Below are 18,909 nucleotides of genomic sequence, written 5' to 3' on the forward strand. Positions count from 1 at the left end.
GGAATCTATGCCGCAAGTAACGATGTACAGCACTACGGTTTGCCCATACTGCGTTATGGCAGAAAAACTGTTGCTTAAAAAAGGCGTCAGTAACTTAGAAAAGATTTTGATTGATCGCGATCCCACACAGCGTGAAATCATGATGACTCGTACTAGTCGTCGCACGGTTCCGCAAATCTATATTGGCGAGACTCATGTTGGTGGCTATGACGATTTAGTTGCTTTGGATCGCGTTGGCAAGCTCGATCCTTTATTGGCTTGATAGATTAAAAACATAAAGAAAGTTTGTGATGACTGAACAATCTTCTACCCCTAATATAGCAGGAGCTGAATCCAATGATCCTTCATTTCGCATTCAGCGAATTTACCTGAAGGATTTATCTTTAGAGCAACCGAATGCGCCTGAAATCTTCCTAGTGATTGCTGAACCACAGGTACAAGTTGAGGTCGACGTTGCTGTTAAACGCATGAGTGATGAACTCTTTGAGGTTGCATTAAGCTCCACCATCACTGCACGTGTAGAAGGCAAGGTGCTCTTCTTAGTTGAGGGTAATCAAGCCGGTATTTTTGAATTCAATAACATTCCTGCTGAGCAAGTGGATCCCATGTTGGGCATCACTTGCCCTACGATTTTGTATCCATACCTGCGCTCGAATATGGCTGACGTTATTACTCGTGCGGGCTTCCAGCCCATTCATCTAAATGAAATTAATTTTCATGGCATGTACGAGCACAGATTAATGCAAGCCCAGCAGGCAGCTGGCGGCAACGCGGGTGACAGTGCAGATGAAAGCAAAATTATTCTTCCGAATTGAGCACAACAGCTAGGTCACAGACGATGAAAGTGACGCTGCTCGGTGCTGGTGCTTGGGGCACTGCAATGGCCTCTCAGGCAGCGCGTCAGCTTCGGGCGGAAGATGTGTGCTTGTGGTCTCGCAGTGAAAAACAACTGCAAGCAATCGCACAAAGTGGCGAAAATCAATCTTATCTACCAGGTATTTCATTGCCAAAAGGGTTGCTCCTGGAAAGTGATTTTGCAGCTGCTATAAAACGACTTGGGCCTGAAGATCTTTTAGTGATTGCAACTCCAATGTCTGGCCTCTCAGAAACCATTGCTCATGTTCTCAAAGTTGCCCAGCACCCACTCAATATTGTTTGGTTGTGCAAGGGCTTAGAGCCATCCACAGCGTTGTTGCCACACCAGGTGGTTGAACGTGAAGACAAGTTATACAGCCATGGCTTTAAACATACTTATGGCGCTCTATCTGGACCGAGCTTTGCGCACGAAGTTGGCGCCGGTATGCCTTGCGCATTAACGATTGCCAGTGCTTCAACCCAACTGTGTGAAATTGTTCAGACCACTTTTCATCACGGCAATATGCGGGTGTATTCAAGTGATGATTTGATTGGCGTTGAATTAGGTGGCGCAGTGAAGAATGTATTGGCGATTGCTGCAGGTATTGGCGATGGCTTAAATCTGGGTTTGAATGCGCGTGCGGCAGTACTCACTCGAGGCTTGGCAGAGATGATGCGCTTAGTAAAAGCTGCCGGTGGCAAATCTGAAACCTGTATGGGCTTAACAGGCGTTGGCGATCTGATTTTGACTGCGACGGGGGATCTTTCTCGTAATCGCCGTGTAGGTCTTGAGTTAGCCTCAGGTAAGTCCCTAGAACAGATCTTGGCAAGCTTAGGTCATGTTGCAGAGGGCGTTTTATGTGCAGCCGCGGTGAGCGATCTTGCAAAGCGTTTAAATGTAGAGATGCCAATTACAGCGATGATGGGTGAAGTGCTTTCTAGTAAGCTCGCTCCCAAAGAAGCGTTAAAAAAACTGATGGGTCGCGACCCCAAAATTGAATCCTAAGTCACCTGTAGCTTTACTTACCACCGGCAAGGCCATTCTGGCGCCAAGCTTCGTAGACCACGATAGCTACCGTATTGGATAAGTTCAGGCTGCGACTACTATCTTGCATTGCTAGGCGCATTTGATTTGCTGTGGGAATGGAGTTGCGCACCTCATTGGTAATGCCCTTGGTCTCAGAGCCAAAGACGAAGTAATCGCTGGCAACGTACTGACCATCATGAAACTTTCTGCCGCCTTTGGTAGTTAAAGCAAAAAGATGTTGAGGATCAGGCTGTTCATTTTTTAAAAACTGCGCCCAATTGGTATGTACTTGAATACTCGCAAACTCGTGATAGTCCAAGCCTGCCCGACGTAATTTAGCATCTTCCATTGGAAAGCCTAAGGGCTCAATCAGATGCAGTTTGGCTCCCGTATTAGCACAGAGGCGAATGATGTTCCCCGTGTTGGGCGGAATTTCAGGTTCGAATAAAACAATATTAAACATGCTGCATTTTCAATTCATTTAGCAAATGATCAAGTCAGTCTAGTGGTTCTCAGTAATACCCAGTTAATCACGCGTAACACTCCAATATCTTTGAGAATACGCGCAATTTCGTTCAGTGTCGCGCCACTGGTTATGACATCATCAAAGACAATGACCGTCTTATCAGTCAAGCGATCCACATATTGAGTATCAATATAAAACATCTCATGAATAGCATCATGCCTCGCATGCAAAGCGTTGCCCGCTTGATGGCTTATATGGTGATGACGTTTTAAGGCATGCGACAACTTTTGTATGTCCTTGTTGGAACAAATTCTTCTTGCAATCTCCCAGCTTTGATTAAATCCTCTGGCGAGTAATTTTTCTCTACTTAAGGGAACGGGAAGCAGGTAGTCTGCAGAATATTGCTCTAATCGAGTAGATTGAATTTGATTCCACGCTTTAGCCAATCCATGTGCAAATACAATTCGTTTCTGATATTTGAGTTGGTGCAAAGCATCTTGCAAAATGCCGTTATAACGATCAAGGCAATGGGTTTCGTCAAACCACGGTGAATGCTGCTTGCAGTGGAGGCAATGCTGCCCAGGAAGTTCTTTAAGTTGAAGCGGAATACCACATTGATAACAACACTCGTAATGAATAAGGCTATTGCTCTCCAGTACATTAAGACATGCATTGCAAATGTATCGCGCTTGAAATTGCTGACAGGCGATGCAAGCTGTCGGTAATGTTTGTGCGCTGATTGAATGAACAAGTTTCTCTAGAAATTGCATTGGGCGCTGAGTATACTGAGCCAATGACCCAGCCAATCAGATGGTTACAAGACGAAATTGCAGACCGCATGTTGCAAAAGCTTGATATCGTCAAATTAGATGCCAAAGATGTTTTAGTCATCCCCGATTTTTCTGGAAAACACTTTTCTTCTTTTGCAAAACGTTTTCCCAAAGCCCGTATTCATAGCATTACTGAAGAGGGCCTATCTAGTTTTCAGTTGTGGCGCACTAAGGTATTTGCAAATTGGCGATCATGTTTGCGTACCAGCAGAACTAACTCCATGGCAGACTATCTCAACACAGGAAAATTTGATCTTCCTGACCATTCTGTTGATTTGGTATTTAGTGATCTTTTATTACAAGACCTTGCCGATCCCAAATATTTTTTGCAGGAGTGTTGGCGCGTGTTGCGTGAGGGCGGCCTCATTGCATTTAGCTATCTGGGTCCCGACACTGGGAAAGAGCTGCGCCCTCTACAAGCCCCATCTTTTCAGTTTAAAAATTTATTAAGCCCTTGGGATATGCACGATATGGGAGATGCTCTGATGGCAGAGCGTTTTTCAGATCCCGTAATGGACATGGAGCTCCTGACTCTTGATTATGAAAAGCCAGCACTTTTAATGGCCGATGTGCAGGCATTGAAATTGGGCAATGCAACCGGCAATACAGGGCATGAAATTGCAGATTTACCTCAAAAGCTCACCTTAGAGGTGGTTTATGGACATGCCTGGGCCCTTGGCAAGCACCTTGCAAAGGCGGAGGATAGCATTGCCTATATTGATGTAAATCAAATTGGACGCAAGACTAGGTAATATCCTGCTTAAGTGTAAGTGTTTACTATCATTTAAACCTAGATCAAGATTGAATAGAGCTGGGTTGCCCTTGTTTGTTCTTGAACTTAATTAACCCTATAATCATTGGCTGATGTATTGGCTTTAGACCGCATTTTGAGCATTTTGTGGTGCATTTTGCTGCAGTGCTCACGACAATCAATAGAGAATAAGATGAATTTATTTGGAAAAGTCACTAGGGCTTCGCTCTATCTTGCAGCAGCCTTCGGCACTGCTTTTGCATACGCTGCTGAAAATATGCCAGGTGGCCCAGCTGTAAACCAGCTGAATTTCGCTGCCCCAGCAACCAAAATCATGCAAGAAATCCATTGGTTGCACTGGATGATGTTGGTGATCTGCGCGCTCATTTTTGTTGGCGTATTTGGCGTCATGTTTTATTCGATTTTGAAGCACCGCAAATCATTGGGGCATAAGTCGGCATCATTTCACGAAAGCACGACTGTTGAAATTATTTGGACAGTCATTCCCTTGCTCATCGTGATCGGTATGGCATTGCCAGCAACTAAAACAGTTGTTGCAATGAAAGACACTACAAACTCTGACATTACGATTAAGACTACTGGTTATCAGTGGAAGTGGGGTTACGACTACATCAAAGGTGAAGGTGAAGGCATTAGCTTCGTATCTACCTTAGCTACCTCACGTGAAGCAATTAATAATCTCGCACCAAAATCAAATACCTATTTGATGGAAGTAGACAACGAAATGGTTGTGCCTGTTGGCAAGAAGATTCGTTTGATTACTACAGCGAACGACGTGATTCACGCATGGACTATTCCAGCGTTCGGCGTAAAGCAAGATGCCATCCCAGGATTTGTTCGCGACACTTGGTTTAAAGCAGAAACCATAGGCACATTCCGTGGTCAGTGTTCTGAGCTTTGCGGTGCAGAGCATGCTTTCATGCCAATCGTTGTGAGAGTAGTTTCAGAAGAGGATTACACGGCTTGGGTTGCGCAGAAAAAGAAAGAGATGGGCGCTGGAGGCGAAGATCCTTCCAAGGTTTACACCTTGGATGAGCAAAAAGAACGCGGTGCCAAAGTGTATGCAGCGAACTGTGCAGCATGCCACCAGCCAAATGGCAAAGGTGCAGGCGCATTCCCAGCTTTGGATGGCAGCAAGATGGTCTTGGGTCCAAAAGCTGGCCAATTCAATATCCTGATCAATGGAAAGGGCGCGATGCCGAAATGGGCTGGCGTGATTTCTGATGGCGATATCGCTGCAGTGATGACTTATACCCGTAACTCGTGGAGCAATAAGACGGGTGAAGTCATTCAAACCCAGGAAATTATTACTGCACGCGGCGGCAAGTAATTCAGATTAACTAATATAGATAAAACGAAACCGGAGTAATTCATGAGCACAGTCTCTACTACCCACGATCACGCACACGATCATGCGCACGATGATCACACGCCACATGGTTGGCGCCGTTGGTTGTTCGCAACCAACCATAAAGACATCGGCACGATGTACCTGATCTTCTCGTTTGTTAGCTTATTAGCTGGCGGCCTGATGGCTTTGGGAATTCGTTTGGAATTGTTCCAGCCTGGTTTGCAATTCTTCCGTCCAGAGTTCTTTAATCAATTAACTACGATGCACGGATTGGTGATGGTGTTCGGTGCGATCATGCCAGCCTTCGTTGGCTTTGCTAACTGGATGGTGCCATTGCAAATTGGCGCATCGGATATGGCATTTGCGCGGATGAATAACTTTAGCTTCTGGATTTTGCCAGTCGCTGCAACCTTGTTGTTAAGCTCATTCCTAGTTCCTGGTGGCGCGCCTGCTGGCGGCTGGACTATCTATGCACCTTTGACCTCACAAATGGGTCCTGGCATGGATATGGCAATTTTCTCACTCCACTTGTTAGGTGCTTCTTCCATCATGGGATCGATCAACATCATCGTCACCATTTTGAATATGCGCGCTCCTGGTTTGACTTTGATGAAGATGCCAATGTTCTGTTGGACTTGGTTGATTACTGCTTACTTGTTGATCGCGGTGATGCCTGTTTTGGCTGGTGCGATTACGATGGTTTTGACTGATCGTCATTTCGGCACTTCATTCTTCTCTGCTGTTGGTGGCGGTGACCCAATCATGTTCCAGCATATTTTCTGGTTCTTTGGTCACCCAGAGGTTTACATCATGATTCTTCCGGCATTTGGAATCGTCAGTGAAATTGTTCCTGCTTTCTCCAGAAAAACCTTGTTTGGTTACAGTTCCATGGTTTATGCAACATCGTCTATTGCGATCTTGTCATTCATCGTTTGGGCTCACCATATGTTTGCAACGGGTATGCCGGTCACTGGCCAACTGTTCTTTATGTATGCAACGATGTTGATTGCTGTACCAACTGGCGTGAAGATTTTTAACTGGGTCGCAACTATGTGGAAAGGGTCAATGACCTTTGAAACTCCAATGCTCTGGGCTATTGGCTTTATCTTCGTATTTACGATGGGCGGATTTACTGGCTTGATCCTGGCAATGGCTCCGATTGATATTGGCCTGCAAGATACTTATTATGTTGTAGCGCACTTCCACTATGTTTTGGTAGCGGGTTCCTTGTTTGCGATGTTTGCAGGCTTCTACTACTGGTGCCCTAAGTGGACTGGCTATATGGCAAATGAAACTCGCGGCAAGATCCACTTCTGGGCTTCCATGATTTTCTTCAACATTACCTTCTTCCCTATGCATTTCTTGGGTCTCGCAGGTATGCCACGTCGTTATGCAGACTACCCAACTCAGTTTGCTGACTTCAATTCTATTGCCTCGATTGGAGCGCTCGGCTTTGGTTTGGCGCAAGTGTACTTCTTGTTCTTTGTAGCACTGCCTGCTTATCGCGGCTATGGTGAGAAGGCTCCAGCCAAGCCTTGGGATGGTGCTAAGGGTTTAGAGTGGACTGTCGCTTCACCAGCCCCACACCACACTTTTGAAACACCTCCTAGTGCAGAGCAGTTGCGTGAAGCAGGAATTTAATACGTCTTCTCAACAAGCCCTAGCAGCGAATAATCGTCGCTTAGGGCTGATTCTTTTGAGCATTGCTGCAGTGTTCTTTATTGGCATTGTGATGAAGTGGAGCTTTTTGGGTTAATCCCACTTTGCCAACATGATAGTTACTCAATCTGCTAACCGCCAAATCTTACTGAAGCTACTCATTGCTTCAGTAATGATGTTCGGCTTTGGGTATGCGTTGGTGCCAATGTATAAGGCATTGTGTGAAGTTACTGGCATTAATGTTGTCACGAGTAAAAATGATTATGGCGTTAGGGCATTTAGTCCTAACAAGGTGGGCAATACGCAAGTGAACTATGCCCGTACCGTCACAATTGAATTTGACTCTAATAGCCGCGGACCATTTACATTTAAGCCAGTAAAGAATTTTCTAGAAGTACATCCTGGTGAAATGACAGAGATTGTTTACGAAGTTACCAATAATCTTGGTCGCTCCGTGCGCGCTCAAGCAATCCCCAGTTATGCGCCAAAAAGTGCCACTGAGTTTTTTACTAAATTAGAGTGTTTTTGTTTTCAAGAGCAGACTTTGGCAGCCAATGAAACTAAGAAGATGCCAGTAGTGTTTGTAATTGATTCAGGCTTGCCAGATGATGTAAAAACGATCACCTTGTCGTATACCTTCTTTGAGTTAGGTTTAGGTGGTACTCCACCAGCGCCAAAATCAAAGGTAGTTTCGTGAAGAAAAAAAGTAGTTTTACGCAGTCTATGAAAGCCGTGATGTGGGGTTTTTTAGGAGTGCGTAAGAAATCAGGTTTGCAGGAAGATGTAGCGTCATTAAGTTTTGTACACATTATTATTGCGGGTGTTGTTGGAGCCTTGATTTTTATGGCTATCCTGCTCTTGATAGTGAAAGCAGTTGTGTCCCAATGATTATTTTTTGATTGATAGAGAGAATAAGATGTCATCCAATTCAACCCCACACTATTTCGTCCCTGGACTATCTAGACATCCAGCCATGGCTGCTATTGGTTTAATCGCCTTTGGCTATGGTATGACCGGTTGGGTCAATCACACCTCTTGGGGTGGCGCTATGAGTTTAGTTGGCGTGGCATGGATTTTATTTGTGCTCTACAACTGGTTTGGCGATACGATCGCCGAATCGAATTCTGGCAAGAATGGTGTCAACGTAGATATTTCTTATCGCTGGTCGATGGCATGGTTCATCTTCTCTGAAATTATGTTCTTTGCTGCATTCTTCTCCGCTCTTTTTTATGCGCGGAATATTGCAATGCCTTGGATGGGCGATGTGGAAAGCAAATTGATTTGGCCTAATTTCCAAGCAGTTTGGCCTAATGATGGCCCTGCTGGTTTGGTTGAGAAATTCACGACGATGGGTCCTTGGCCTATTCCTACCCTCAATACTTTCTTATTGTTGAGCTCTGGTGTCACGATTACCATTTCGCATCATGCTCTGGTTGAAAACCACATGAAGAAAGCCATCATTGCTCTGGCTGCTACAGTTGGTCTAGGCTTCATCTTCTTGGGCTTTCAGGCTTACGAGTACTACCATGCCTATCATGAGTTGAACTTGAAGCTGACTTCAGGCATCTACGGATCCACTTTCTTTATGTTGACTGGCTTCCATGGTTTCCACGTCTTTCTTGGTGGCACTATGTTGGCGATTGTCTTGCGTCGTATGATTCGTGGCGACTTTACTTCTAAGCATCACTTTGCATTCGAGGGTGCTGCTTGGTATTGGCACTTCGTTGACGTTGTTTGGCTTGGTCTTTATATCGCCGTTTACTGGATGTAAGTTGAATAAAAAATCGGGGCGTTAAGCCCCGATTAATTTTTAGGTACCCCAGTATTAATAGCCGGAATAGCCGGTTTAGTTTGTACCTACTTTGATGCCTGTGGATTCAATTAGGCCAAAGTAGTGAGCCAACAGAATCCCGATGAATAGCGCAAGCGATAGACCGATACGTAGCATGAGTGAGCGAACCATTCTGGAACTATTGCCCCTATCCTTCATCATGTAATACAGGGCTGAACCTAAGCTAGCAACAATCATTAGTAGGACAATCGGAATAATCCACTTCATCTTAAATCCTTATTTTTAAATCTCTTGAATAATCTTTTTACTGCTCTCATTGCTAAGCGCATAGTTGCTACTCTATCAGCCTTGCTGGTCATTGCAATTGCTTGTGCTGCAGGTATTTGGCAGTTGAGCAGGGCTGAGAGCAAGATTGTCTTGGCGGCTCATTTATTAGCTCGGCAACAGATGCCAATATTGAGCGTCAATTCAAGCTCTTTAACTCTAGAAGATGCAAGTGAGCGTCGCATGATTGCTCGCGGCCAATATATTCCGGAGGCGGCTATTTGGTTGGATAACCGGCCAAGACCAATGCCTCCTACTGGGAGCACGGCATCACAATCCGGTTTCTTTTTAATGATGCCTTTGCGTCTAGAGGGTCGCAATGAAGTGCTCTGGGTCAATCGAGGTTGGGCGCCGCGCAATAGTGCTGACCGAGAGTTGCTGCCCCCGGTTAAAACGCCAACCAATGTGGTCAATATTGAGGGGATTGTGTTCGCCCATCCTGGCAAGGTCTATGCCTTGGGTGAAAGTAAGCCCCCCACAGATACTGGCAAGCCTCGAATTGAGCAAAATTTTGATTTAGTAGGCGAGGGCAGACTACGAGCTTGGTCTCAAAGCCCTTTTATTTTGAGAGAGATTGATACGGGTATCGATGATGGTTTATTACGCGAGTGGGCTCCTCTGACAACTGGAGTCGATCGCCATTATGCTTATGCATTCCAGTGGTTTGCGCTAGCAGTTGCTGGTTTCTTATTTTGGTTGATTACTGGCCTACGGCAATATAGGCGTCAGGATGTGAATGGGGATCAAGAGTGAGTGATAGAGAGTTATTAATTCCAGCTTCACAGATGGATGCATCAGCAATCAATGCGCGGACTCGTCGTGGCCGAATTCAAATGCTGTTGCTATTGCTCGCATGCGCTAGCCCGGTGCTCGCATCCTACTTTGCTTACTATGTGATTAAGCCTGAGGGTGGAAAAACAAATTTTGGTACCTTGGTTTATCCAGCCCAAGAATTTAATAGTGCTTGGCTTGATGCGCCCTTGCAAGGCAAGTGGACTTTGTTGATTGCACGACCTGCAGGCCAATGCCAAATTAAAGATGAAAAGTGTGTTGAAGCATTATTTTTAATGCGCCAAACCAGAGTGGCAATGGGTAGAGAAAGTAAGCGCGTTCAGCTGATTTGGGTCAATACAGATGGCAAGCTTGTAGACCCTGAGCTTTTGAAGGCTTATGACGAACAGACTGCGGGACTTAAGGTGGTGCCACTGCCTGCAGATCCTAAGTCACGAGCTGAATTTAATGCGTGGCTGAATAAAGAGGGCGCTGGAAAAGAGATTCAGTTGATTGATCCAAGTCCAGCGAAGATGATGTACTTTCCAGTGACAAACTCTCCCAAAGAGTTTGCTAGTATCAAAAAAGATTTAGAAAAGCTCTTAAAGTTAAATCACAAGGGCGAAAGTTTGTAATGCCCAATTTTGTTTTGTTCTTGGAGTTGGCTGCTATTGCCATAGTATTTGCAGGGCTACCATTAGCTTATCTTTGGAGCAGACAGGAGTATAGTTTTTTTCAGAAACTCAATTGGGTCTTAGTGTTTATGACTTTTGATCTGATCGTATTTGGGGCTTTTACGCGCCTAACGGACTCAGGTTTGGGGTGTCCAGATTGGCCTGGCTGCTATGGCACATCTAATCCATTTCATGCATTGAGCGATATACAACAAGCTGAAAACGCCTTACCCAGCGGCCCCGTAACTGTCATGAAAGCTTGGATTGAAATGATCCACCGTTATTTAGCGATGACTGTAGGTGCATTGATTTTGGTTCAAGTGGTACTGGCATTTAACAAAGTAAAGGCTTTGGATAAAACCCCCTTGTTTGTTAGTCTGGCTTTACTTTTATTGGTCTGTATTCAGGGAGCCTTTGGTGCGTGGACTGTGACACTCAAATTGCAACCCATCATTGTGACGATTCATTTACTGTTGGCCCTTCTTTTATTGGCTTGCTTAACTGCTTATGCTCAACAAGCTTGGGAAGAAAAAATTTCTACAGTACGTACACTGCGTATCAAACCTTTACCTGCTACTCTTTTATTGGCAGCTTTTATAGTGCTCATGATTCAAGTTTTCTTGGGTGCCTGGGTTAGCACCAATTACGCCGTTTTAGCTTGTCCTGACTTTCCAACGTGTTTAGGCACTGCTTGGCCAGAAACCAATTGGGTTGAGGGCTTTACGCTGTGGCGTCAACTGGGTTTAAATGCGCAAGGTGAGTTCATTTCACCAGTTGCGCTGCAGACAATTCACTGGGCGCACCGCTTATTTGCAGTGTTGGTATTCGTAGTGTTCTCATTCTTGGGCTGGAAGGCGCTACAGCTTGCAACTCCAGCAATACCGGGGCTGAAACGCTTCGGCAAGCTCTTATTTAGCCTGCTTGCTTTACAGATTCTGACTGGTATCTCCAATGTTGTATTTCAGTGGCCTTTATTAGCCGCTTTATTACATAGCGCTGGGTCTGCTGCTTTGGTATTCTGCTTAGTCAGAATGAGTTATTGGGCTTCTTGGAAGTCATTATGAGCACACCGAAAAGATCCGCTACAGTACCGATGCCACGTTGGCGTCAGTACTGGGTTTTAACAAAACCTAGAGTGACTCAGCTCGCAGTTTTTTGTGCAGTGATTGGCATGTTCTTGGCAACACCTGGCATGGTTCCATATCCAGTGCTTATTGGAGGTGTTGTAGGTATCTGGTTATTAGCAGGCGCGGCATTTGCGGTGAATTGTTTGATTGAGCAGGCGGTCGATGCCAAGATGAGGCGCACTGCATGGCGCCCTTCTGCAACAGGTGAAGTCACTCCATTCCATATTATTGTTTTCTCTATCATTCTGGGTGCTTTGGGAATGATTATCTTGTGGAATTTTTGTAATCCACTAACAATGTGGCTCACCTTTGCGACATTTGTAGGCTATGCAGTGATTTATACCTGGCTACTAAAACCGGCAACACCACAGAATATCGTGATTGGCGGCTTATCTGGTGCCATGCCGCCAGCCTTAGGTTGGGCTGCAGTCACTAATACACTTTCTGCTGAAGCTTGGCTTTTGGTATTAATTATTTTTGTTTGGACGCCACCCCATTTTTGGGCCTTGGCTTTATATCGTCGCGATGACTATGTGCAATCTGGCTTGCCAATGCTCCCAGTAACTCATGGCGAGCGTTTTACGCTGCTCAATATTTTGCTCTACACCCTGATTTTGATTGCAGCAACTTTATTGCCTTATATCTATGGCATGAGTGGCATGCTGTATTTGATATCAGCAATTATTCTCGGTTTAATATTCCTGGCTTACGTGATTGCGCTATTTATTACCTATAGCGATGCATTGGCTAAGAAGACCTTTCGTTTTTCAATCACCTATTTGTCTTTGCTGTTTGCAGTATTGCTCATAGATCACTACTTTCTCTAAGATGAAGCTCACCATTTTGCGCAGTTGCTTTATTGCTTCATTGCTGATGATTTTGGCAGCCTGTAGTCCAAAGCCAGAGTTCAAAAATATTGATATCACTGGTGGCACAGCGTTTGGTAAGGACTTTAGTTTGCTGGACCCTGATGGCAAGCTTAGAACGCTCAATGACTTTAAAGGTAAAGTTGTTGTGATGTTCTTCGGCTACACTCAGTGCCCTGATGTTTGCCCAACTACTTTGACTGAAATGCAGCAGGTCATGACCTTATTGGGGCCGCAGTCAGATAAGGTGCAGGTGTTATTTGTAACGGTTGATCCTGAGCGTGATACGGCGACCATTCTGAAGCAATACGTTCCCTCGTTTGATGCCCGTTTTCTTGGCTTACGCCCAGCAGATGAAGTCGCGTTAGAAAAGGTTACCAAAGACTTCAAAATTTATTACAAGAAAGTGCCAGGAACTAGCGCAGGTTCATACACCATCGACCACACGGCGGGTAGTTATGCATTTGATCCCGAAGGTCGCTTACGTTTGTATATCAAGCATGCGCAAGGTCCGGAGACCTTGGCACATGACTTGAAAGAACTTCTAAAGTAAGTTTTTGAAGTTGCTAAGCTTGCTTAAGCTGCTTCAGCTTGCAACATGCCACGCATCTTTTTGAGGGCGGCTGTTTCAATTTGACGCACGCGTTCTGCAGAGATGCCATATTCTGCAGCAAGGTCATGCAAAGTCTTAGTGCCATTACCGTCAGCATCCATGGCTAACCAACGTGACTGCACAATATTACGACTACGCTCGTCCAAAGCCATCAAGGCTTGATCTAATTTAGGACCTTGTAATGCATCGGCTTCTGCATGAGCAATACGTTCAGTGGGCTCCTGACTGTTATCAGCAAGCCATTGTATTGGTGCATAGGCAGCTTCTTCATCACTGTCATCGCCCTCAAGGGCAACATCGCCACCAGCAAGACGCATTTCCATTTCTTTAACGTCCGAGCCTTTCACATCGAGGGCTTTTGCTAATGCATCAACCTCACCAGGAGTGAGTGCGCTCAAGGTGGGTTTGTTGCTGCGTAAGTTAAAAAATAATTTGCGTTGTGCTTTGGTCGTTGCCATCTTAACCAAACGCCAATTCTTGAGAATGTACTCATGAATTTCTGCTTTGATCCAATGGATTGCGTAAGACACTAAACGGGCGCCATTGTTTGGGTCGTAACGTTTCACTGCTTTCATCAAGCCGATGTTGCCTTCTTGAATGAGATCAGCATGCGGAATGCCATAACCAAGATATTGGCGTGCAACAGAAACGACGAGACGCAAATGGGAGAGCACCAAAGTTTTAGCGGCTTCTACATTTTCAGTACGACGAAACTCCTGCGCTAGATGCAGCTCTTCTGCAGCGCTCAGCATCGGCACGCGATTCACGTACGCAATGTATGAGTCAAGAGTGCCAACCCCAAGGGATGGCAGCATAGGAAATGCAGACGCCGCTGCAGCCTGCGCTACAGGCAGCCTTTGAATATTCGGTTTGTCAGATTTCTTTTGAACCATTTTTTTATCAATAGAAAAGAGTTAATAGAGGTCTATTTTAGCACTCTTGTCAAGAGAGTGCTAATGCTTTGTATATTCTGTAAGTTATTGAATTAATTGAATAATTCTGAAGAATATTGCCCGGCAGTAAATGGGACTAAATCTTCAATACCCTCTCCTTTACCAAGCGCCAAGACTGCTGGTGCGGGGCTATCTTTGAGGGTGTGGGCAAGGGCGCAGATAACGCCGCCTTTAGCGGTGCCATCGAGCTTGGTAACAATGATTCCAGTGAGCTCCAGGGCAGCATGAAATGCCTTCACTTGGCTTAAGCCATTCTGACCAGTATTGCCATCTAAAACCAAGAGAGTATGGTGAGGGGCCCCAGGAAGGGCTTTGCCGATCACCCTCTTCACCTTTTTTAACTCTTCCATGAGGTGGTCTTGGGTGGCAAGGCGTCCTGCAGTATCAATTATCAGAATGTCGCTTTTACGAGAGATCGCCGAGTGGATTGCATCATGTGCAACTGCTGCTGCATCACCCCCCTCTTGAGTAATGACATCGACTTGGTTGCGACCACCCCATTCCTGTAGTTGATTGCGCGCTGCTGCTCTAAAAGTGTCACCTGCAGCCAAGAGTACTGATTTACCTTGAGACTGAAAGCGCCTGCAAAGTTTGCCAATAGTGGTAGTTTTACCTGCGCCATTAACGCCAACGACCAACCAAACTTCTGGAACAGTGTCTTGCTGGCTTGAAAATAAAGGGTTCGGTGATGCTTCTAAAACCTGCAATAGGTCTCCAACCTCTTGAATGAGTAGTGCCTGAAGTTCTTCTGGACTGGAGGCTTGTTCAGACTTTGCTGCTTTGCGTAGTTTGCCGATCAATTGCTCAGTCGTCGGCAGCCCCACATCACTTTGAATCAGTGATTCTTCTAGGGCATCAAACCAAGCTTCGTCAGTCTTGCTAGATTTGAATAGGGATCCGAGGGTTTTACGTAAGCCGAACATAATCGATACAATTTAATCCTTGCATCTTATCAATTTAATTCTTGGGATATGGTGATTCAGCAGATGCGTTCTAATTTACTCCGAATTTTTTTCCTATTTTTACTGTTTACGCCATTGTCTTGGGCTACAGGCAAAGATCAGGCGGATACACACGAATTTCAGTTAAGTAATGGACTGAAGCTCATAGTGAGGGAAGACCATCGTGCCCCAACTGTGGCCCATATGGTTTGGTATCGCGCAGGTTCGATGGATGAGATCAATGGTCGAACTGGCGTGGCGCATGTCCTTGAGCACATGATGTTTAAGGGAACTGACAAGGTGAAAGCAGGTGAGTTTTCACGTTTAGTAGCAGCGGTTGGTGGGCGTGAAAATGCATTTACTTCTCGCGATTACACCGCTTACTTTCAGCAAGTTGAAAAATCAAAGTTGGATGAAGCGATTAAGCTAGAAGCAGATCGAATGTCCAACTTAAATTTTGATGACGCTGAGTTCTTAAAAGAAATTCAGGTGGTGATGGAGGAGCGGCGTTTACGCACTGAAGATAATCCTAGTAGCCTTCTCAATGAATCGCTCATGGCAACCGCTTATATGAGCTCACCATATCGTCATCCTGTAGTTGGCTGGATGAATGATTTACAGAATATGACAGCTTCTGATGCAAGGGATTGGTACCGCAATTGGTATAAGCCAAACAATGTAACTGTAGTCATTACTGGTGATGTTGATGCCAAGAAAGTCTTGGTATTGGTAGAAAAATATTATGGCGCCGTTCCCGCACAAGAGCTACCAGTGCGTAAGCCACAAGTCGAGCCACCGCAAAAAGGAGTGAAGCAAGTTCAAGTGAAGGCACCGGCAGATAGCGCGCAATTGGCGATGGCTTGGAAAGCACCACGTCTTGAGTCTGGCAAGCTGGATAATCCTGAGCCATATGCACTTGAGTTGTTAACCGCAGTGCTGGATGGTTATGACAATGCACGCTTGAATCGCATGTTAGTAAAGCAAGAAAAGGTCGTGAACGATGTAGGTGTTGCTTATGACATGGTCTCTCGTGGGCCCGAGTTATTTCTGATTAGTGCAACCATGGCTAAAGGAAAAACGGTTTCACAGGCACAAGCAAGCATTCGCAAAGCGTTGGATGAGATCAAGCAAAAAGGGATTTTGGAGTCTGAACTCAAGCGCATTAAGGTGCGCATTCTTTCAGAACAAATTTATAAGCGCGATTCTATTTTTGGTCAAGCGATGGAAATTGGCAGTACTGAAATGGCTGGATTTTCTTGGAAGGATATTGACTATATGCTGGAGAAAATGCAAACCATTACTCCGGAGCAAGTCCAAGCGGTTGCCAAAAAATACTTGGTCGATGAAGGCTTGACGATTGCCGTACTCGATCCACAGGCACGCAAGACCGTTGGTAAGGAGGGCAAATAATGAGAGCCCTCACGAAAATCGTTTCATCCTATTTTTTAGCTTTTGGTTTCATCGCTAGTGCAAATGCCATATTACCAATTGAAAAACTGGATGCTTATAAAGGTGCCAAAGCTTTTCTAGTACAAACCAAAGCATTGCCGATGGTTGATATTGAGGTCAGCATAGATGCCGGCGATCGTTATGATCCTGCTGGCAAAAGTGGCTTAGCCGACATGACCGCAGGCCTGATGAATTATGGGGTACGTGGCGATAGGGGCTTGTTAAATGAGGCCCAAATTGCGGATGAGATTGCTGATTTGGGTGCAAATATTGGTTTATCAGTTAGTGGCGAGCGCGCCATTTTGCGTATCCGGACTTTAAGTAGAAAAGATTTGCGTGATCGGGCTGTGCAATTGGCAGCCTCTATGTTGAGTTCGCCCACCTATGATGCCAATATTCTTGCGCGGGAAAAGCAAAGAACTATCACCAGCTTGCTTGAAGCAGAAACTAAACCAGAGTATGTTTTAGAGCGCCGTTTCAAAAAAATGCTCTACGGAGCTTATCCTTTGGCCGATACTCCCTCAGTAAAATCGGTTGGTACGATTACTGCTACAGACTTACAGCAGTTTCATAAACAGTTTTATCGTGGCGATCGGATGATCGTCAGCATTGTGGGTGACGTAGATTCGACTCAGGCAAATGAAGTCGTACAAATGTTATTAAAAAGAATTCCGCAATCAGGACCAGTAATTGCGCCTCTACCTGAACTTCAACGTTCACCCGTAGAGCCTTTAGCTCAGCGAGAGGTACAGATTCCATTTGATTCTCAGCAAGCTCATATTGCGATGGGTATGACGGCAGTAGCGAGGAATAATCCTGATTATTTCCCCTTACTTGTAGGAAATTACATTTTGGGTGGCGGTGGATTTGTGTCCCGTTTGATGAACGAGGTTCGTGAGAAGCGTGGCCTTGCCTATAGTGTCTTTAGTTATTTCGCTCCAGGCAAAGCTAGCGGTATTTTTCAGGCCGGCCTACAGACCAAGAGCGATCAGGGCTCTATGGCGCTTGGGGTGATGAGTGACACTATTGCAAAATTTATTATGGATGGTCCGACCGTCAGTGAACTTGCTGCAGCAAAAGCCAATTTGATCAATGGTTATCCATTACGTATTGATAACAATCGCAAACTCTTGGATAACGTCTCCTCTATCGCATGGAATGATTTGCCACTTGATATGATGGAGGTCTGGACTAAACAAATTGAGGCTGTTAGTTTGGAGCAGGTGACTGCTGCATTCCAAAAATATCTGGCGATGGATCGAATGAAGATAGCAGTCTTGGGGGCTCAAAATAAATAAGTCAAAGCCGATGAAGGCTGAGCCGCCAAAGAAGGTGCGCATTATCGGTGGCATATGGAGAAGTCGCCAGTTAACCGTCTTAGATTTACCAGGTTTGCGACCTACTACAGATCGCATTCGAGAAACTCTATTCAATTGGCTTGGTCAAGATTTGACAGGCCTCACTTCTTTGGACTTATTTGCAGGAACAGGCGCTCTTGGTTTTGAGGCAGCCTCACGGGGTGCAGATTTGGTGGTGCTTCTCGAAAAAGATAAAAAGACCCATGCGAACTTAGTATCTAATTTTGCGCTGTTGCAATCCTCGCCAGTATCTGCAGTGGTAGAAATTTTGCAGCGAGACAGTGTGGAGTTCTTAAGTCAACAGCCTGACCGCTCAACGAATCTGATTTTTATTGATCCTCCTTTTCAGGATGGGACATTACTTGACCGTGCTGTCATCGAAGCTGGCAGAATTTGTGATGACTCCATCGGGGGCGGAATTTATGTGGAATTTCCCTCAAATCGTCCTCGTGAAGAGATAGAAGCCCTACTGCCAAGCTGGCATTGTGGAAAATACTTAGAGGCTGGGCAGGTAAAAGCCTGTCTATTTCGGAGTGTAAGGGGCTAAACTCTTGCCTATAGCCGTTAAAGCCTTAGGAGAGTTATGACTGTTGCTGTCTACCCTGGAACATTTGACCCATTTACGCGTGGTCATGAGGATTTGGTTCGTCGAGCATCTAGTATTTTTGATAAGTTGATTGTTGGTGTTGCCTCAAGTCGTAGCAAGCATCCCTTTTTCACTTTGGATGAGCGGATTGATATTGCTAAGGAAGTGCTTGGGCATTACTCCAATGTGAAGGTGGTTGGCTTTCAAGGTTTGCTAAAAGATTTTGCGCGCGAGCACAATGCACGCGTTATCGTGCGTGGCTTGCGTGCGGTATCTGACTTTGAGTATGAGTTTCAGATGGCAGGGATGAATCGTTATTTACTACCTGATGTAGAAACCCTGTTTTTAACCCCATCTGATCAGTATCAATTTATCTCTGGTACCTTTGTGCGTGAGATTGCTTCTATGGGTGGCGATGTCAGTAAGTTCGTTTTCCCGTCTGTGGAAAAGTGGCTTGTTCAAAAGATTGCGGCTGCCAATCAAAATTCTAAGTAA

The 18,909-nt window shown here is 45.3% G+C and carries 24 protein-coding genes; 19 read left to right on the forward strand and 5 right to left on the reverse strand.

Translation table 11 applies throughout. The features are described 5' to 3' along the window. Positions 1–7: 7 nt before the first annotated feature. From grxC to ICN21_RS08220, 3 genes are read left to right on the forward strand one after another with little or no spacing between them, the layout of a single operon-like run. Positions 8–262 (forward strand): glutaredoxin 3, encoded by a 255-nt coding sequence (grxC, locus tag ICN21_RS08210; RefSeq protein WP_216178065.1) that lies wholly within the window; start codon positions 8–10, stop codon positions 260–262. A gap of 28 nt (positions 263–290) precedes the next feature. Beyond that, a complete protein-coding gene (gene secB / locus ICN21_RS08215; RefSeq protein ID WP_216178066.1) occupies positions 291–815 on the forward strand; it encodes a protein-export chaperone SecB in 525 nt (174 codons plus the stop codon). 23 nt (positions 816–838) lie between these two features. Next, positions 839–1,861: an NAD(P)H-dependent glycerol-3-phosphate dehydrogenase gene (locus tag ICN21_RS08220; RefSeq protein ID WP_216178067.1), complete on the forward strand. Its 1,023-nt coding sequence runs from the start codon at positions 839–841 to the stop codon at positions 1,859–1,861. Positions 1,862–1,874: 13 nt separating this feature from the next. On the opposite strand, the gene trmL is transcribed toward ICN21_RS08220, so the two are convergent. Together trmL and ICN21_RS08230 are read right to left on the reverse strand one after the other, a co-directional pair. Next, entirely contained in the window at positions 1,875–2,345 is a 471-nt protein-coding gene (gene trmL / locus ICN21_RS08225; protein ID WP_216178068.1) for a tRNA (uridine(34)/cytosine(34)/5-carboxymethylaminomethyluridine(34)-2'-O)-methyltransferase TrmL, read from the reverse strand. A gap of 29 nt (positions 2,346–2,374) precedes the next feature. Continuing rightward, positions 2,375–3,142 (reverse strand): ComF family protein, encoded by a 768-nt coding sequence (locus ICN21_RS08230; protein WP_255534268.1) that lies wholly within the window; start codon positions 3,140–3,142, stop codon positions 2,375–2,377. Between ICN21_RS08230 and ICN21_RS08235 the strand changes: the two genes are divergently transcribed. The 7 genes from ICN21_RS08235 (at position 3,142) to ICN21_RS08265 (ending at position 8,731) form a co-directional block, all read left to right on the forward strand. Then, a complete protein-coding gene (locus tag ICN21_RS08235) occupies positions 3,142–3,930 on the forward strand; it encodes a methyltransferase domain-containing protein (protein WP_255534269.1) in 789 nt (262 codons plus the stop codon). The genes ICN21_RS08230 and ICN21_RS08235 overlap by 1 nt on opposite strands. Before the next feature lie 192 nt (positions 3,931–4,122). Then, entirely contained in the window at positions 4,123–5,280 is a 1,158-nt protein-coding gene (gene coxB, locus ICN21_RS08240) for a cytochrome c oxidase subunit II (protein ID WP_215295928.1), read from the forward strand. Positions 5,281–5,322: 42 nt separating this feature from the next. Further along, positions 5,323–6,942, forward strand: coding sequence for a cytochrome c oxidase subunit I (ctaD, locus tag ICN21_RS08245; RefSeq protein ID WP_216127038.1), 1,620 nt, complete (start codon positions 5,323–5,325; stop codon positions 6,940–6,942). Next, positions 6,926–7,057, forward strand: coding sequence for a cytochrome oxidase small assembly protein (locus tag ICN21_RS11120; RefSeq protein WP_215295926.1), 132 nt, complete (start codon positions 6,926–6,928; stop codon positions 7,055–7,057). Before ctaD ends, ICN21_RS11120 begins: the two co-directional genes overlap by 17 nt. Positions 7,058–7,072: 15 nt before the next feature. Next, complete coding sequence (locus ICN21_RS08255) at positions 7,073–7,657, forward strand: cytochrome c oxidase assembly protein (RefSeq protein ID WP_215295925.1); 585 nt, start codon at positions 7,073–7,075, stop codon at positions 7,655–7,657. 26 nt (positions 7,658–7,683) lie between these two features. Then, the gene (locus tag ICN21_RS08260) at positions 7,684–7,848 is read left to right on the forward strand and encodes a DUF2970 domain-containing protein (RefSeq protein ID WP_215320960.1); all 165 of its coding nucleotides are present in this window, start codon (positions 7,684–7,686) and stop codon (positions 7,846–7,848) included. A gap of 28 nt (positions 7,849–7,876) precedes the next feature. Next, entirely contained in the window at positions 7,877–8,731 is an 855-nt protein-coding gene (locus ICN21_RS08265; protein ID WP_215295924.1) for a cytochrome c oxidase subunit 3, read from the forward strand. 75 nt (positions 8,732–8,806) lie between these two features. On the opposite strand, the gene ICN21_RS08270 is transcribed toward ICN21_RS08265, so the two are convergent. Beyond that, entirely contained in the window at positions 8,807–9,019 is a 213-nt protein-coding gene (locus ICN21_RS08270) for a twin transmembrane helix small protein (RefSeq protein ID WP_215295923.1), read from the reverse strand. Between the two features lie 24 nt (positions 9,020–9,043). Between ICN21_RS08270 and ICN21_RS08275 the strand changes: the two genes are divergently transcribed. Genes ICN21_RS08275 through ICN21_RS08295 form a run of 5 tightly spaced genes read left to right on the forward strand, consistent with a single transcriptional unit; the run spans position 9,044 to position 13,067 of the window. Next, the gene (locus ICN21_RS08275; protein ID WP_255534270.1) at positions 9,044–9,829 is read left to right on the forward strand and encodes an SURF1 family protein; all 786 of its coding nucleotides are present in this window, start codon (positions 9,044–9,046) and stop codon (positions 9,827–9,829) included. Continuing rightward, positions 9,826–10,482 (forward strand): hypothetical protein, encoded by a 657-nt coding sequence (locus tag ICN21_RS08280; protein WP_216178069.1) that lies wholly within the window; start codon positions 9,826–9,828, stop codon positions 10,480–10,482. The genes ICN21_RS08275 and ICN21_RS08280 overlap by 4 nt, the downstream gene beginning before the upstream one ends. After that, positions 10,482–11,585, forward strand: a complete 1,104-nt coding sequence (locus ICN21_RS08285; protein ID WP_255534271.1) for a heme A synthase — start codon at positions 10,482–10,484, stop codon at positions 11,583–11,585. The genes ICN21_RS08280 and ICN21_RS08285 overlap by 1 nt, the downstream gene beginning before the upstream one ends. Then, positions 11,582–12,475, forward strand: coding sequence for a heme o synthase (gene cyoE, locus ICN21_RS08290; protein WP_215295920.1), 894 nt, complete (start codon positions 11,582–11,584; stop codon positions 12,473–12,475). The genes ICN21_RS08285 and cyoE overlap by 4 nt, the downstream gene beginning before the upstream one ends. Before the next feature lies 1 nt (position 12,476). Continuing rightward, a complete protein-coding gene (locus tag ICN21_RS08295) occupies positions 12,477–13,067 on the forward strand; it encodes an SCO family protein (protein ID WP_216178070.1) in 591 nt (196 codons plus the stop codon). A gap of 23 nt (positions 13,068–13,090) precedes the next feature. On the opposite strand, the gene rpoH is transcribed toward ICN21_RS08295, so the two are convergent. Next, positions 13,091–14,020 (reverse strand): RNA polymerase sigma factor RpoH, encoded by a 930-nt coding sequence (rpoH, locus tag ICN21_RS08300; protein ID WP_216178071.1) that lies wholly within the window; start codon positions 14,018–14,020, stop codon positions 13,091–13,093. A 92-nt stretch (positions 14,021–14,112) separates the two neighbouring features. Then, positions 14,113–15,003, reverse strand: a complete 891-nt coding sequence (gene ftsY, locus ICN21_RS08305; RefSeq protein WP_216178072.1) for a signal recognition particle-docking protein FtsY — start codon at positions 15,001–15,003, stop codon at positions 14,113–14,115. 63 nt (positions 15,004–15,066) lie between these two features. Between ftsY and ICN21_RS08310 the strand changes: the two genes are divergently transcribed. Genes ICN21_RS08310 through coaD form a run of 4 tightly spaced genes read left to right on the forward strand, consistent with a single transcriptional unit; the run spans position 15,067 to position 18,909 of the window. After that, on the forward strand, positions 15,067–16,431 hold the full coding sequence (locus ICN21_RS08310; protein ID WP_216178073.1) for a pitrilysin family protein: 1,365 nt from the start codon (positions 15,067–15,069) through the stop codon (positions 16,429–16,431). Beyond that, positions 16,431–17,768, forward strand: a complete 1,338-nt coding sequence (locus ICN21_RS08315; RefSeq protein ID WP_216178074.1) for a pitrilysin family protein — start codon at positions 16,431–16,433, stop codon at positions 17,766–17,768. The genes ICN21_RS08310 and ICN21_RS08315 overlap by 1 nt, the downstream gene beginning before the upstream one ends. Positions 17,769–17,778: 10 nt before the next feature. After that, entirely contained in the window at positions 17,779–18,375 is a 597-nt protein-coding gene (rsmD, locus tag ICN21_RS08320) for a 16S rRNA (guanine(966)-N(2))-methyltransferase RsmD (RefSeq protein WP_216178075.1), read from the forward strand. Between the two features lie 36 nt (positions 18,376–18,411). Then, positions 18,412–18,909 carry a pantetheine-phosphate adenylyltransferase gene (gene coaD, locus ICN21_RS08325; protein WP_215295913.1) on the forward strand — a complete coding sequence of 166 codons (498 nt, stop codon included), beginning with the start codon at positions 18,412–18,414 and terminating at the stop codon, positions 18,907–18,909.

It is taken from the genome of Polynucleobacter sp. AP-Feld-500C-C5, from assembly GCF_018882265.1.
In the GTDB taxonomy this organism is placed as follows: domain Bacteria; phylum Pseudomonadota; class Gammaproteobacteria; order Burkholderiales; family Burkholderiaceae; genus Polynucleobacter.